14 protein-coding genes and 1 tRNA gene are annotated in these 14,237 nt (G+C 72.7%); 9 read left to right on the top strand and 6 right to left on the bottom strand.

Features of this window, described 5'->3' with window-relative positions:
* Nucleotides 1-111: 111 nt before the first annotated feature.
* From secA2 to AB0H81_RS11160, 3 genes are all read left to right on the top strand, one after another.
* Complete coding sequence (gene secA2, locus AB0H81_RS11170; protein WP_358372433.1) at nucleotides 112-2,262, top strand: accessory Sec system translocase SecA2; 2,151 nt, start codon at nucleotides 112-114, stop codon at nucleotides 2,260-2,262.
* A gap of 56 nt (nucleotides 2,263-2,318) precedes the next feature.
* Nucleotides 2,319-2,693: a VOC family protein gene (locus AB0H81_RS11165; RefSeq protein WP_358372430.1), complete on the top strand. Its 375-nt coding sequence runs from the start codon at nucleotides 2,319-2,321 to the stop codon at nucleotides 2,691-2,693.
* A gap of 118 nt (nucleotides 2,694-2,811) precedes the next feature.
* Nucleotides 2,812-3,696 (top strand): hypothetical protein, encoded by an 885-nt coding sequence (locus tag AB0H81_RS11160; protein WP_358372427.1) that lies wholly within the window; start codon nucleotides 2,812-2,814, stop codon nucleotides 3,694-3,696.
* On the opposite strand, the gene AB0H81_RS11155 is transcribed toward AB0H81_RS11160, so the two are convergent.
* Complete coding sequence (locus AB0H81_RS11155; protein WP_358372424.1) at nucleotides 3,599-4,783, bottom strand: FAD-dependent monooxygenase; 1,185 nt, start codon at nucleotides 4,781-4,783, stop codon at nucleotides 3,599-3,601. The two genes, AB0H81_RS11160 and AB0H81_RS11155, sit on opposite strands and share 98 nt — an antisense overlap.
* 93 nt (nucleotides 4,784-4,876) lie before the next feature.
* Between AB0H81_RS11155 and AB0H81_RS11150 the strand changes: the two genes are divergently transcribed.
* Entirely contained in the window at nucleotides 4,877-5,455 is a 579-nt protein-coding gene (locus AB0H81_RS11150) for a TetR family transcriptional regulator C-terminal domain-containing protein (RefSeq protein ID WP_358372422.1), read from the top strand.
* A gap of 33 nt (nucleotides 5,456-5,488) precedes the next feature.
* On the opposite strand, the gene AB0H81_RS11145 is transcribed toward AB0H81_RS11150, so the two are convergent.
* The gene (locus tag AB0H81_RS11145; protein WP_358372419.1) at nucleotides 5,489-6,064 is read right to left on the bottom strand and encodes a GNAT family protein; all 576 of its coding nucleotides are present in this window, start codon (nucleotides 6,062-6,064) and stop codon (nucleotides 5,489-5,491) included.
* Between the two features lie 125 nt (nucleotides 6,065-6,189).
* On the opposite strand from AB0H81_RS11145, the gene AB0H81_RS11140 reads away from it, so the two are divergent.
* From AB0H81_RS11140 to AB0H81_RS11130, 3 genes are read left to right on the top strand one after another with little or no spacing between them, the layout of a single operon-like run.
* Nucleotides 6,190-7,392 (top strand): acyl-CoA dehydrogenase family protein, encoded by a 1,203-nt coding sequence (locus tag AB0H81_RS11140; protein ID WP_358372417.1) that lies wholly within the window; start codon nucleotides 6,190-6,192, stop codon nucleotides 7,390-7,392.
* 20 nt (nucleotides 7,393-7,412) lie between these two features.
* Entirely contained in the window at nucleotides 7,413-8,576 is a 1,164-nt protein-coding gene (locus AB0H81_RS11135; RefSeq protein ID WP_358372414.1) for an acyl-CoA dehydrogenase family protein, read from the top strand.
* Nucleotides 8,573-9,784, top strand: a complete 1,212-nt coding sequence (locus AB0H81_RS11130; RefSeq protein ID WP_358372411.1) for an acyl-CoA dehydrogenase family protein — start codon at nucleotides 8,573-8,575, stop codon at nucleotides 9,782-9,784. Before AB0H81_RS11135 ends, AB0H81_RS11130 begins: the two co-directional genes overlap by 4 nt.
* On the opposite strand, the gene AB0H81_RS11125 is transcribed toward AB0H81_RS11130, so the two are convergent.
* Nucleotides 9,725-10,345, bottom strand: coding sequence for a TetR/AcrR family transcriptional regulator (locus AB0H81_RS11125; RefSeq protein WP_358372408.1), 621 nt, complete (start codon nucleotides 10,343-10,345; stop codon nucleotides 9,725-9,727). The two genes, AB0H81_RS11130 and AB0H81_RS11125, sit on opposite strands and share 60 nt — an antisense overlap.
* 177 nt (nucleotides 10,346-10,522) lie before the next feature.
* On the opposite strand from AB0H81_RS11125, the gene AB0H81_RS11120 reads away from it, so the two are divergent.
* Nucleotides 10,523-11,287 carry a nuclease-related domain-containing protein gene (locus AB0H81_RS11120; protein ID WP_358372405.1) on the top strand — a complete coding sequence of 255 codons (765 nt, stop codon included), beginning with the start codon at nucleotides 10,523-10,525 and terminating at the stop codon, nucleotides 11,285-11,287.
* Nucleotides 11,288-11,304: 17 nt separating this feature from the next.
* Here AB0H81_RS11120 and AB0H81_RS11115 read toward each other — a convergent pair whose 3' ends face one another.
* Together AB0H81_RS11115 and AB0H81_RS11110 are read right to left on the bottom strand one after the other, a co-directional pair.
* A complete protein-coding gene (locus AB0H81_RS11115; protein WP_358372402.1) occupies nucleotides 11,305-12,687 on the bottom strand; it encodes a VWA domain-containing protein in 1,383 nt (460 codons plus the stop codon).
* Nucleotides 12,680-13,519, bottom strand: coding sequence for a MoxR family ATPase (locus tag AB0H81_RS11110; protein ID WP_358372399.1), 840 nt, complete (start codon nucleotides 13,517-13,519; stop codon nucleotides 12,680-12,682). Before AB0H81_RS11110 ends, AB0H81_RS11115 begins: the two co-directional genes overlap by 8 nt.
* Nucleotides 13,520-13,641: 122 nt before the next feature.
* Here AB0H81_RS11110 and AB0H81_RS11105 point away from each other — a divergent pair.
* Nucleotides 13,642-13,715: transfer RNA gene (locus tag AB0H81_RS11105), tRNA-Lys, on the top strand.
* Nucleotides 13,716-13,770: 55 nt separating this feature from the next.
* On the opposite strand, the gene AB0H81_RS11100 is transcribed toward AB0H81_RS11105, so the two are convergent.
* Nucleotides 13,771-14,235 carry a hypothetical protein gene (locus AB0H81_RS11100; RefSeq protein WP_358372397.1) on the bottom strand — a complete coding sequence of 155 codons (465 nt, stop codon included), beginning with the start codon at nucleotides 14,233-14,235 and terminating at the stop codon, nucleotides 13,771-13,773.
* Nucleotides 14,236-14,237 lie beyond the last annotated feature (2 nt).

The following is a 14,237-nucleotide window of genomic DNA, read 5'->3' as shown; positions in this document are numbered from 1 at the left end:
ACACTCGTGGAGGTGGGCACGAGAGGAACGCTGCCGGGCAGAGCGCGCGTTGGAGGGACTGTGGCGTCGATTTCCGGAATCTTGAAGAACCTCCTGGACCGTCCGGGAGGGGTGAGTCTGGGCCCGTACCAGAAGGTCGTCAAGGCGGCCGGCGCGCTGGCCGGTTCGATCGGCGCGCTGGACGAGCTGCCGCGCCCCGCGATGGACGACCTGGCGAGGTTCTGCGCCGTCGCCCGCGAGGCCGCCGACCGCTCGCTCGGGCTCCGGCCGTACGACGTGCAGCTCCTCGGCACCCTCGCGCTGCTCGACGGCAAGGTCGCCGAGATGGCGACCGGCGAGGGCAAGACGCTGTCCGGCGCGATGGCCGCCGCCGGCTACGCCCTGCAGGGCAAGCGCGTCCACGTCATGTCCGTCAACGACTACCTGGCCCGGCGCGACGCCGAGTGGATGGCGCCGTTCTACGAGGCCATGGGCGTGACGGTCGGCTGGGTCGGCCAGTCGTCCACCCACGAGGAGCGCCGCGAGGCGTACGAGAAGGACGTCACCTACGGCGCCGTCAGCGAGATGGGCTTCGACGTGCTGCGCGACCGCCTGCGCACCGACCCGGCCGAGCTGATCGTGCCCGTCCCCGAGGTCGTGCTGGTGGACGAGGCCGACTCCGTGCTGGTGGACGAGGCCCGCGTGCCGCTCGTCATGGCCGGCGCCTCCGACGCGGGCAGCGCCGTGCCCGAGATGGCCGCCCTGGTCAGGCAGCTCGTCCGCGGCTACCACTACGAGGTGGACGACCAGGCGCGCAACGTCTACCTGACCCCCAAGGGCGCCGACACGGTCGAGAACCTCCTCGCCGTCGACCTCTACGACGAGAACGAGCCCGGCACGCTCATCGAGCTCAACCTCGCCCTGCACGCCCACGTCCTGCTCGCCCGCGACGTCGACTACATCGTCCGCGACGGCAAGGTGCAGCTCATCAACGCCTCCCGCGGCCGGGTCGCGCTGCTCCAGCGCTGGCCCGACGGCCTCCAGGCGGCCGTGGAGGCCAAGGAGGCGCTCGCGCCCAGCGAGAAGGGCGAGATCCTCGACTCCATCACCGTGCAGGGCCTGATCCGCCGCTACCCGCAGATCTGCGGCATGACCGGCACGGCCGTCGCGGTCAGCGAGCAGCTCGGCGAGTTCTACGGGCTCAAGGTCGCCGTCATCCCGTCCAACCGGCCCTGCGTCCGCGAGGACGAGCCCGACCGCGTCTACCCGGACGTGCCCGAGAAGGAGGCCGCGCTCGTCGAGGAGATCCAGGCCGTCCACGCCACCGGCCGACCCATCCTCATCGGCACCCTCGACGTGGCCGAGTCGGAGAACCTCGCCCGCCTGCTGCGGCGGCGCGAGCTCGACCCGGTCGTGCTCAACGCCAAGAACGACGCCGAGGAGGCGTCGATCATCGCCCGGGCCGGCGAGCGCGACGCGATCACCGTCTCCACGCAGATGGCCGGCCGCGGCACCGACATCCGCCTCGGCGAGGGCGTGGCCGAGCTGGGCGGCCTGTACGTGATCGGCTCCGGCCGCCACTCCAGCAGCCGCCTCGACGGCCAGCTCCGCGGCCGGGCCGGGCGGCAGGGCGACCCCGGCGGGTCCGTGTTCTTCGTCAGCATGCGCGACGACCTGGTCACCCAGTTCGCGCCCGACGAGCGGCCGCCCGCCCCCGACGCCGACGGCGTGGTCCGGCACCGCCGCGGCGCCTACATCGTCGCCCACGCCCAGCGCGTCGCCGAGGGCGTCAACCTGCAGATCCACCGCAACACCTGGCGCTACACCCGGCTGCTGGAGCAGCAGCGCGAGCTCATCCTGGAGTGGCGCGACAAGGTCCTGCACGGCGACGCCGCCGCCCGGGCGCTGGCCGAGGGCGACCCGGAGCGGTGGGCGTCCATGCCCGAGGACACCCGCGAGGAGACGGCCCGGCAGATCGTGCTGCATGCCATCGACCGCTGCTGGACCGAGCACCTGGCCTTCCTCACCGACCTGCGCGAGGGCATCCACCTGCGGGCCCTGGGCCGGATGAGCCCGGTCGACGAGTTCCACCGGGAGGCGGTCGCCGAGTACAAGGCGATGCTGGCGGAGGTGGAGCGGCGCTCGCTGGAGGCGTTCGAGGCGCCCGAGCCCGACCTGAAGCGGCCCACGGCGACCTGGACGTACATGGTGCAGGACAACCCGTTCGGCACCGAGTGGGACCGCATCCTCAAGCGCCTGGGGCCGACCGGCCGGCGCCGCTGACAATCGCTCGCCGTACCTGACAGAAGATGGCAGGTACGGCTGCGAGACTTCGAGTCATGACAACGAAGGCGAAACTCCTGGCCGTCACCATCGACTGCGCGGAGCCCAAGAAGCTTGCCGAGTTCTACCACCAGATCACCGGCCTCGACCTGCAGTACGCCGAGGAGGAGTACGCCGCCGTCGGCGACGGCACCACGGCCATCTACTTCGGTCGCGTCCCCGACCGCGAGCCCGCCCCCTGGCCCGGCCCGGCCAAGCAGTTCCACCTCGACTTCCGGGTCCCCGACGTGGAGAAGGCGGCCGAGGAGTACATCGCGCTGGGGGCGACCAGGCCCGACTTCCAGCCCGGCGTCACGGACGAGGGCGTCGGCTGGATCGTGCTGCGCGACCCCGAGGGGCACCTGTTCTGCGTCTGCCCCGAACGGTCCTGACGCCGGTCAGCCCGGCGGCCGGGAGCTGAATTGTCCTAAAGAATGATTCCTGTGCTCCGCTCGCCTCATAAGCTGGAGCAATGCTCCTCCACGTTCCCCTGCCCCTGCGTGGGCGCCGATGACCTGGGCCGGACTCCTCATCGCCCTGCTCGGAGCCCTGGGATACGCGCTCGGGGCTGCCCTGCAGCAGTTCGAGGCCGTGGCGGCCGGCGCCTCGCTCAAGCTCGTGCGACGCCCCCGCTGGTGGATCGGCGGGGTCATCGGGTTCGCAGGGGCGAGCCTGCACGCCGTCGCCCTCAGCTTCGCGCCGCTGGTCGCGGTGCAGCCCATCAGCGTGGCCACGCTCGTGTTCGCCGTGCCGCTGGCCGCGCTGATGTACGGGCGCCGGCCGTACCGGGCCGAGGTCCTCGGTTCGGCCGCCGTGGCCGTCGGACTCGTGTGGCTCATGCTGCTCGTGCCGGCCCACAACGTCACCCCGCACCTCGGCAACGGCGCCGCGCTCGCCTTCATCGGCGTGATCGCGGCGATCGCGGGGGCCGCCGAGCTCGGCGCCCGCCGGCTGCGCGGCCCCGGCAAGGCGCTGCTGATGTCGGTGGGCGCGGGGGCCGTCACGGCCAGCGTGTCCACGTTCGTGCGCGTGGTGGGCGGCGGCATGCAGGGCGACTGGGGCAGACTGCTGCACTGGTTCACGCTGGCCGTGCCCGTGCTGCTGGTCTGCGCGGTGGTGCTGCTCCAGCGCTCGTACGCCGTCGGCTACTTCGGCATCGCGTACGCGGGCGTGCAGGTCGTCGACCCGGTCACCTCCGTGCTGGCCGGGGCGATCCTGCTGGGCGAGCCGCTGCCGGCCAGCCCCTCCACGGCGATCCCGGCGCTGCTCGCCGGGGCGCTGACCGTCGCCGGCACGATCACGCTCGGGCGGCTGGCCCCCGACCACTCGCGGCCCGCCGCGGTGGAGTCCATTCCAGTACCTCCCGCACTGACCGCAGCATCAGACCGGAGCTGAACCGGGTCACGAGGGCCGTGGCGGCCTCGCGCAGCGACACCGCCACCGGGTTGCGGATCTTCGTCGCCCGGCAGACCGCCGCCGAGCGACGCATGATCGTGGTCGTCCGCTCCAGCCGGGCGGCCGAGTAGGCGGCCAGGCCACCCCCCGCCACGTGCGCCGGCCCCTCGCTCACCGCGTGCGCCAGCACGACCGCGTCCTCGATGGCCTGGCAGGCGCCCTGGCCCAGGTTCGGCGTCATCGGGTGGGCCGCGTCGCCCACCAGCGCCACCCGCCCCTGGTGGTAGGCGTGCAGCGGCGTGGCGAACGCGTGGACGTCGCCCCGCACGATCCGCTCCGGCCGGACGGCGGCCAGCAGCGACGGGATCGGCTCGTGCCAGCCGCCGAACCGGCGCAGCAGCTCCTCCCGCTCGTCCCCGTGGACGGCGCCCTCGGGGGAGAGGTCCGTGGCGTAGAAGTAGACGACGTCGTCCGCCAGCAGATGGGCGCCGAACAGCCGGCCCCTGCCCCACGTCTCGGTGCTGGGCAGCGGGCCGCCGTCCCACGGCACGAGCCCGCGCCACGCCGTCACCCCCGCGTACACGGGGCCCGGATGGCCGGGGAAGAGCGCGCGGCGGGTCGCCGAGCGGATGCCGTCGGCGGCCACGACCAGATCGGCCGCGTGCTCGCCCTGATCCGTGCGGACGACTCCCGTGCCGGCGTCCACGCCGGTCACGGTGACGCCCAGGCGGAGGGCGTCCGCGCCCAGCGTCTCGGCCAGCACGTCCACCAGCGTGGCCCGCGCGAGCAGGACCACCGAGTCGTCGAACTCCTCCCGGGCCCTCTCCGCCGTCGTGTGCGCCAGCCACCGGCCGTCCGGGCGGCGGACGCCCAGCTTCCCCTGCACCCGCGACAGCGCCCGCACCCGGTCGCCGAGCCCGAGGGTGTCGAGGGCGCGCAGCGCGTTCACCGCGACGGCGAGCCCCGAGCCGACCGGCTCCAGCCGCTCGGCGCGCTCCAGCACGGAAACGTCCCACCCTGCCTGGCGCAGCGCGATCCCCGCGCTCAGCCCGCCGATCCCCGCCCCGATCACCACAGCAGCCGGCATCGCCGCCTCCTCACTACGTCTGTAGTTTCACGATACTACGGCTGTAGTATCGATGACTACAGGCGTAGTCGATGCCTCGTAGGATCGGTGACCGTGAAGCGTTCAGAGGCGGTCGCGGAGGCGGCCATCACGTTGCTGGCCGAGCGGGGCATGCGCGGCCTGACCCACCGGGCCGTGGACGAGGCCGCCGGCCTGCCGCCCGGCTCCGCCTCCAACCTCGCCCGCACCCGTGCCGCGCTGCTCGAACTCACACTGGCGCACCTGGTGGAGCTGGAGGAGCGCGCCATGGCCCCCGCCCTGGAGGCGGGGCTGCCCGCGCGCGACCGGCCGCCGTCCCGCGAGGCCCTGGTGGACCTCCTGGTGGAGGTGCTGCACGTGCAGATCGCCGACAGCCGGCGCACGCTGGCCCGCTACGAGCTGGCCCTGGAGGCGACCCGGCGGCCCGAGCTGCGCCGCGTCTACGACCGGGCGGGCCGGCGCTTCCGCGACCCGGCGGTGGCGCTGCTGGCCGTCCTGGGCTCGCCCGATCCGGTACGGCACTCCCGCCGGCTCGTGGCGTTCACCGAGGGCGTCATGTTCGACGCGATCGCGGGCGCGGGGGAGATCCCGTCACGGGACGACACCCGCGCGGCGATGCACGAGCTGCTCGACGGCATGCTGGGGCCCGCCTGAGCGCCACCGTGCCCGGCTCTGACGGGGGGCCGGTCAGGAGGTGAGGCGAGCGCGGTGGGCCGGCCACTCCTCCTGGAGGATGCCGAAGACGACCGTGTCGCGCCAGGTGCCGTCCGGCCGCGTGCGGTGGCGTCGCAGCGTGCCCTCGTGGACGCCGCCGATCCGCCGGATCGCGTTCTGGGAACGCGTGTTGAGCACGTCGGTCTTGAGCATGACGCGGTTGTATCCCAGCTCGTCGAAGGCGTGGTCGATGAGCAGCACCTTGCAGTTCGTGTTCACGGCCGTGCGCCAGACCGCCCTGCCGTACCACGTCCAGCCGATCTCCACGCTCTCGTCGAAGCCGGGCACGTCGCAGTAGGTGGTCCAGCCCACGGCCCGGCCGCTCTCGCGCGGGACGACGGCGAGGGGGACGTGCTTGTCGTCCGCGATCAGCCCGGCGGCCACCTCGCGCAGCTCCTCCTCGGTCCCAGGGAGCGCGGACAGCCAGCGCCACACCTCCGGGTCGCCGCCGCCGGCGGCGAACAGGTCGGGGACGTGGGCGAGGGTGAGCGGTTCGAGCCGGACGACGTCGTTCTCGAGCACCACGGGGGAGGGGAGCTTCGCGGTCATGGCCGTCAGCCTAGGGGGCGGCCGGAACCCCGGTTATGGCCACATGGCGGCTTTTGCCGAAGACCACTGTTTTCGCCGAAGGCCGCTGTCGACATGCATACCGGCCGGTCGGTAGGGTCGACGCCATGGACTTCGCCTACGACAGCGTCACCGAGGAGTTGCGCGAGCGGCTGCTGCGCTTCATGGACGAGTGCGTCCATCCGGCCGAGGCCGCCTTCGCCGAGCAGGCCGCCACCAGCGGCTGGAGCGCGCCGCCGCTGCTCGCCGACCTCAAGGACGAGGCGCGCAAGCGCGGCCTGTGGAACCTGTTCCTGCCCGGCGGGGACGGCGCCGGGCTCACGAACCTCCAGTACGCCCCCCTGGCGGAGATCATGGGCCGCAGCCCCCATCTCGCGCCCGCCGCCACCAACTGCGCGGCGCCCGACACGGGCAACATGGAGGTGCTGTCGATGTTCGGCAGCGAGTGGCAGCGCGAGGAGTGGCTGCGTCCGCTGCTCGACGGGGAGATCCGGTCCGCGTTCGCGATGACCGAGCCCGACGTGGCCTCCTCCGACGCGACCAACATCGCCACCTCGATCGTGCGCGACGGCGACGAGTACGTCATCAACGGCCGCAAGTGGTTCATCTCGGGCGCCATGAACCCCGAGTGCAAGATCTTCATCGTCATGGGCAAGACCGACCCGGAGGCGCCGTCGCACCGGCAGCAGAGCATGGTGCTGGTGCCGCGCGACACACCCGGCATGCACATCAGGCGCGGCATGACCGTGTTCGGCTACGACGACGCCGACCACGGCGGCCACGCCGAGATCGTGTTCGAGGACGTCCGCGTGCCGGCCGACAACCTCATCGGCGAGCAGGGCGGCGGCTTCGCCATCGCGCAGGCCCGGCTCGGGCCCGGCCGCATCCACCACTGCATGCGCCTGATCGGCATGGCCGAGCGCGCCGTCGAGCTGATGTGCCGGCGCGCGCTGAGCCGCACCACGTTCGGCAAGCCCGTCGCCCAGCAGGGCGTCGTCCAGGACTGGATCGCCGAGTCCCGCGTCCGCATCGAGCAGCTCCGGCCGCTCGTCCTCAGGACGGCCTGGCTCATGGACACCGTCGGCAACCAGGGAGCCCACACCGAGATCCAGGCCATCAAGATCGCGACCCCGGCGGCCGTCGAGTGGATCATCGACAAGGCCATCCAGGTCCACGGGGCCGGCGGCGTCTCCCAGGACTTCCCGCTGGCCGGCCTCTGGGCCGGAGCTCGCTCCCTGCGCCTGGCCGACGGCCCGGACGAGGTTCACAAGCGGTCCCTGGCCTACCGCGAGCTCAAGAAGTACATGTGACACCGATCGGAGGATCCCGAGTGGAGGAAGCACGGCTCAGGGAACTGGCGGCGGAGTTCCTCGCCGGCCACGACCCGGGAGGCGACCGGCTGGAGTTCCTGCGGGCCAGGTTCGACGCCGGGCTGGCCTGGGTGTGGTACCCGGAGGGCCTCGGCGGCCTCGGGCTGGCGCCCGAGCTGCAACGGGTCGTGGACGAGGAGCTCGCCGGCACCCCGCAGATCGACGTCGGCCTCCAGGGCATCGGCCTCGGCATGGCGGCCCCCACGATCCTCGCGTTCGGCACCGAGGAGCAAAGACGCCGCTTCCTGCGCCCGCTGTGGACCGGCGAGGAGATCTGGTGCCAGCTCTTCAGCGAGCCCGGCGCCGGCTCCGACCTCGCCACGCTCGCCACCCGGGCCGTCAGGGACGGCGACGAATGGGTCGTGGACGGGCAGAAGGTGTGGACGTCCGGCGCCCACCACGCCCGGTGGGCGATCCTCGTCGCCCGCACCGACCCGGGTGTGCCCAAGCACCGCGGCATGACGTACTTCGTCTGCGACATGCACGCCCCCGGCGTCGAGGTCCGCCCGCTGCGGCAGATCACCGGCGAGGCCGAGTTCAACGAGGTCTTCCTGACCGGCGTCCGGCTCTCCGACGACCTGCGGCTCGGCCAGGTCGGCGACGGCTGGCGCGTCGCCCAGACCACGCTCATGAACGAGCGCGTCGCCATCGGCGGCGCCCAGGTGCGGCGCGGCGGCGGCATGCTCGGCCCGGTCCTGGAGACCTGGCGCGAGCAGCCCGAGCTGCGCAGCCACGACCTGCACCAGCGGCTGCTGGCCCTGTGGGTGGAGGCCGAGGTGACCCGCCTGTCCGGCGACCGGCTGCGCGAGCAGCTCGCCGCCGGCCAGCCCGGGCCCGAGGGGTCGGGCATGAAGCTGTCGTTCGCCAGGCTCAACCAGGCGGTGTCCGGTCTGGAGGTGGAGCTGCGGCGCGACCTCGGCTACGACGACTGGACCTTCCGCCGCTCCGACACCGTCGACTTCTACGGCCGCGGCGCGGGCTACCGCTACCTGCGCGCCAAGGGCAACTCCATCGAGGGCGGCACCTCGGAGATCCTCCGGAACATCATCGCCGAGCGCGTCCTCGGCCTGCCCGCCGAACCCCGCGCCGACAAGGACGTCCCCTGGAAGGACCTGCCGCGATGACCCTGCTGTACTCCGAGGTCGAGGAGGAGCTGCGGGCCGCCGTCCGCGCCGTCCTGGCCGACCGCTGCCCGCCCGCCGCCGTCCTCGCGCGGGCCGAGTCCGAGCCGTACGACCCGAGCCTGTGGAAGACCCTCGCCGTCGATGTCGGCGTGGCGGGGCTGCTGGTGCCGGAGGAGTACGGCGGCGCCGGGGCCACGGCCAGCGAGGCGGCCGTGGTGCTGGAGGAGCTGGGGCGCGGGGTGGCGCCGGTGCCGTTCTTCACCAGCTCGGTCCTGGCCACGTACGCGCTGGTGCGTGCCGCCGCCGGCACGAGCGTGGGCGCCGGCGCGGTGGGCGAGCTGCTGGGGCGGCTCGCGGAGGGGCGGGCGACGGCCGCGCTGGTGGTCCCGTTCGCCGCCTCGCCCTACCGGCCCTGGCCGGTGCGGGGAGGCGTGAGCGCGGCGGGGGAGCGGCTCCCCGGGAGCGGAGCCGGCGGTGAGACGCGGCTGTCCGGGAGCGTGGCCGGGGTGGCGGGGGCCGACGTGGCCGACGTCCTGATCGTCCCGGTGCCCGGCGCGGACGGGACGGCCGTCCTCCACATGGTCGAACGCGAGGCCGCGGCCGTCGAGGCGGTGCCGTCGCTGGACCTGACGCGGCCCGTGGCCACCGTGACGCTCGACGGGGCTCCGGGCGTCCGGCTGGGCGAGGTGGACCTGGCCGAGGTGCTGCGGTTCGGCGCGGGGCTGCTGGCCTCCGAGCAACTCGGCGTGGCCGAGTGGTGCCTGGAGACCACGCTCGCGTACGTCAAGGAGCGCCGCCAGTTCGCGCGGCCGGTGGGGTCGTTCCAGGCGGTCAAGCACCGGCTGGCGGACCTGTGGCTGGACGTGGTCAGGGCCAGGGCCGCCGCCAGGGCCGCCGTGTCGGACGGGGCGGAGGACGACGGGAAGGCCTCCGGAGAGGCTTCCGTCGCGGCCGGGCCCGACCCGGTGGCGGTCGCCGTGGCCCAGGCGTGGAACGGCGGCGTGGCGGTCCACGTGGCCGAGGAGGCGGTCCAGCTCCACGGCGGGATCGGGATGACGTGGGAGCACCCCGTGCATCTCTTCCTCAAGCGCGCCAAGGCCGACGAGATCGCCCTCGGAACCCCCGGCGACCACCGGGGGGCGCTGGCCTCACTGGCCGGCGTGCCCGGCCCCGGCCTCGTGGGCGAGCCCGTCTCCGGCCCGGAGTGAGGTGAGCAGCAGGTCGGCGAAGTGCCGTCCCACCTGGGCGCCGGTCAGCGGCCCGTCCGCGTGGTACCAGGAGCCCAGGTGGTGGACCGAGCCGAAGAAGTAGTCGACGACCAGGTCGGCCGGGACGTGGTCGCTGAACGTGCCCTGGCGCTGCCCCTCGGCCACGAGCTCGCGGAAGCGCTCGTGGTAGCGGCGGCGCTCGGCCCGCACGCTCTTCTGCGTCTCGGGCGCGAGCAGGTGCATCGACCGGAAGAAGATCTTGGAGTCGTCGAGGTTGGCCGTGGTGGTCTCGACGACGTCGGCCGCGGCGGCGTGCAGCCGCTCGGCGACCGTGCCGGGGCCGTCGGCGATCCGGGTGAGCCGGTCCATCTGCATGCGGAGCACACGGGCGTAGATCTCGTGCAGCAGATCATCCTTGGAGCTGAAATAGTGGTACATGGCGCCCTTGGTGACGCCTGCCGCCAGCACGATCTCCTGCACGGAGGTGCCCTCGAAGCCCCTCTCGGCGAACAGCCGCGTCGCCGCGCTCAGCAGCCGGCCGCGTACCGGTTCTTCCTTCACGTGTCCCCCTTGCTCACCTCCGATAGGATACCGACTGGTCGGTTGATCGGTCTTCGCGGTGCTATTTCCGTCACCTTAGGGTGCCCTTCCTTCGAGTGGGGTATTACTTGACGTGGCGAGGGATCTTCGGCGTGGCAGATCCCGTTTGGTTCCAACTCATCATTCGGGGAGTTTGCCGTGCCCGGTGGCTCTATCTACGTGCAGCAGGACGCGAAGTACGCCGGCTCGTCGCCGCAGTGGTACTACGAGAAGTTCTGGCGTGAGGATGCCAAGAACCGCCAGCGCTCCCGGATGATCAAGGCGGCCGTGGGCTTCGTGGCCGGCATCGGCCTCGCCCTCCGCTTCGGCCTCGACCTCGTGCCCTTCTACGGCCTCGCGCTCGCGGGAGTCGTCGCCGCCGCCGACTGGTGGTGGGCGTGGAACTCGTTCCGCGCCACGGCGGTCTGGCGCGGCCGGCGGCGCGGCGAGGTCATCACCGGCCGGCTGCTGCGGCGCTCGCTCCGCAGGCGCGGCTACAAGGTCCTCGACGGCCGCGCCATCCGCGGCCAGGCGTCCATCGACCACCTCGTGATCGGCCCCGGCGGACTGTGGATCGTCGACAACGAGTCGTGGAGCCCCGATGTCGAGATCGCCGCGTACGGCGGCCGGCTGTTCTTCGGCGAGAAGTACGGCACCAGCGTCGCCAAGCCGCTGGTCGACACCGCCGACGCGTTCGCCGGGATGCTGACGCGCGAGACCGGGATCGCGGTGACGATCACGCCCCTGCTGGCCGCGCACTCCGGCTCGCTGCCGCGCGGCGGCACCGTCACGGCCGAGGGGCTCACGCTGCTCAAGCCCCGCCTGGTGGCCCGCCGGATCAAGGCGGCGCGGGAGGTCGTGCTGGACGACGCCCAGATCGAGCTGCTGGCCCGTACGGCGGCCCGCGAGCTGCAGCGCTCCTGACCGCCCCCGGGCGCGGCTCAGGCCAGGCCCTCGATGAACGCCGCGAGCTGGGCGACGTTACGGCATTCGGTCATGGGCACGACGGCGGCGTACGCGCTCGCGACGGAGTCGCCCGTGTCCCACTGCGCCCGCGGCTCGGGGTTGAGCCAGTAGGCGTTGCGGGCCCGTCCGGCCAGGGCCTGCAGGGTGGCGAGCGCGGGCGGCTGGTAGTTGGAGCGGGCGTCGCCGAGGATCAGCAGCGACGTCTTCGGCCCGACGGCGTCGCCGTGGCGCTCGGCGAAGCGCTCCAGCGCGTGCCCGTAGTTGGTGCGGCCGAACCGGACCATGTCGGCCTCGTCCGCCATCCTCGTCATGGCGTCCACCACGTCCGTGCCGGGCCGGAAGAACCGGGTGATCTCGTCCACCGTGTCCACGAACCCGAACGCCCGTACCTTCGCGAACTGCTCTCTCAGCGCGTACGTGAGCAGCAGCGTGAAGTGCGCGAACGACGAGACCGAGTCGCTGGCGTCGCACAGCACGACCAGCTCGGGCCGGTGCGGCCGGGGCGGACGGAACGACGGCGCCAGCGGCACCCCGCCGCTCTGCAGGGACGCCCGCACGGTCCGGCGGAAGTCGAGCCGGCCGCGCCGGCCCCGTCGCCGGCGGATCGCCAGCCGCGTCGCCAGCCGCCTGGCCAGCGGATACACCTCCCGGCGCAGCCGCGACAGGTCCTCCCGGGTGGCGCGCAGGAACTCGACCTGGTCGAGCGGCGGGCGCACGGCCGAGCGGGCGATGCGCTCGACGCCCGAGTCCTCGGCGATGCGGCGGCGCACGTCGGCGGCCACGGCGTCCTCGAAGCGCCGGATCCCGGCGTTCACCTGGTCGCGGACCGTCCGCTCCGCCAGGCCGCCGCGCTCCCGCCCCGTGAGCACCTCGCGCAGGATCCCGGCCATCAGCGTCTCGGGGGACAGGGCCCGCATGACGCTGTACGAGAACCAGTTCTGGCGTCCCGGCCCGGCCTGCTGCCGCCCGAACCGCTCCACCATGGCGCGGGCGAACTCCCGCATCTCCGCGTCGCTCCCGCCGGTCAGCAGCCCGGCCAGCCGCGCCCGCAACTCGTCCCGCTCCTCGGGCCGGGTCTGGTCGCCGGGCGGGGCCTGGGGAATGCCACCGGGCGGGGCGGATGCGCCGGACATGACAGGCGGGAACCACAGGTCGAACAGCACATCGAACCCCGGCCGGTGAGCGGGCCTCTTGACCAGGGTCGCCGCGTAGGCCGCCCGCAGCGACTCGCGCTCGGCCAGGTCGATCACCCGCAGGGCGCGCACCGCGTCCAGCCCCTCGGCCACGGACACGGGCACGCCCGCCTCGCGCAACGCCCGCACGAACCCGACATGCCGGTCGATCAGCGACTCACCCACCGGACAGGCCCAGTTCCTTCATCGCCCGCCGGTGGTCGGAGGCGTGCTTGAGCACCACGCCCAGCGTCCCGGCGACGGTCGCCTCGTCCAGCTCCTCGCGTCCCAGGGCCAGCAGCGTGTTGGCCCAGTCCACGGTCTCGGCCACCGACGGTGCCTTCTTCAGCTCCAGCCCGCGCAGGGTCGCCACCGTACGGGCGAGCGCCTCGGCCAGATCGGCCCGGATCGTCGGCACCTGCGCGAGCACGATGTCCCGCTCCCGCTCGGGCGCCGGGTACCCGATGTGCAGGTACAGGCAGCGCCGCTTGAGCGCCTCGGACAGCTCGCGGGTGGCGTTCGAGGTCAGCACGACGTACGGCCGGCGCACGGCGGAGACGGTGCCCAGCTCGGGGATCGTCACCTGGAAGTCCGACAGCAGCTCCAGCAGCAGCCCCTCGACCTCGACATCGGCCTTGTCGGTCTCGTCCACCAGCAGCACGGTCGGGACGTCGGCCCGGATGGCCTTCAGAAGCGGCCGTTCGAGCAGGAATTCCTCGGTGAAGATGTCCTCGTCCGTGCTGGTGGCCTGGATGCGGAGGAGCTGCTTCTTGTAGTTCCACTCGTACAGCGCCCGCGCCTCGTCCAGGCCCTCGTAACACTGGAGCCGGATCAGCTGGGACCCGCTCGCCCGCGCCACGGCCTTGGCCAGCTGCGTCTTGCCCACCCCGGCGGGCCCCTCGACCAGCAACGGCCTGCCGAGCGCGGCGGCCAGGAAGACGGAGGTGGAGATGGCGTCGTCGGAGAGGTATCCGGCGGAGGCCAGCCGCTCGCCGGCCTGGGCGGGGGAGTCGAACATGAAGGCTCCTGTCGTCACAGCCGAACCTTATTCTAGTCTGGGGTGTTCTGAGGGGGTTCGGGGTGCCGGGCTCCGGCCGATTCGACCAGGATGCCGAGTGCCGGTATATTCCTCTCAGCAACGCGCCGCTAGCTCAGTTGGTTAGAGCAGCTGACTCTTAATCAGCGGGTCCGGGGTTCGAGTCCCTGGCGGCGCACCGCTACAAGACCCCAGGCCGTCGGGAGACGGCCTGGGGTCTTCTGTGTTGAGGGTCATTCCGACGGATGCCCGTCAGGCCAGACGCAGGGGGAAGCCGCTCCGAGGTAGAGGTTGTCGCCGTCCGCCCAGGTGAGGGTGAGGGTGAAGCCGTCCGGCCGAGACTCGCCGCTCAGGTCAGGGTTCCCGGCACGCCCGGCGGCGACGATGCGATGACCTGCAGCCTCCCAGTGGGCCCGAACCTGCCGTGAGATCGCCATGTTCTCGCTCTTGGGCACGTTACGCAGCCAGTAGGCCCGGCCGATGACCACCATGTCGTCAGGCAGATCGTCGTTGAGGCAGGTGTGTGGTGCGACCGAGCTCTCGATCAGTTCCAATCGTGGTCGGATGGCAAGAGCGTCTGCTGTGTCACGGATGAGCTGCTCGACGCGGGCGACTGCTTGAGTCTGATTGAGCGCGGGTTGGTTCACAGTGCATCCCGAGAGCGAGAGTGCCAGCAAGGTGAGGGCAAAGCGAAGCACAG

Source organism: Nonomuraea sp. NPDC050691 (genome assembly GCF_040654455.1).
Taxonomy (GTDB): Bacteria; Actinomycetota; Actinomycetes; order Streptosporangiales; family Streptosporangiaceae; genus Nonomuraea.
Note: the sequence above shows the minus strand (reverse complement) of the source record. Positions and strands in the feature narration are given on the sequence as shown.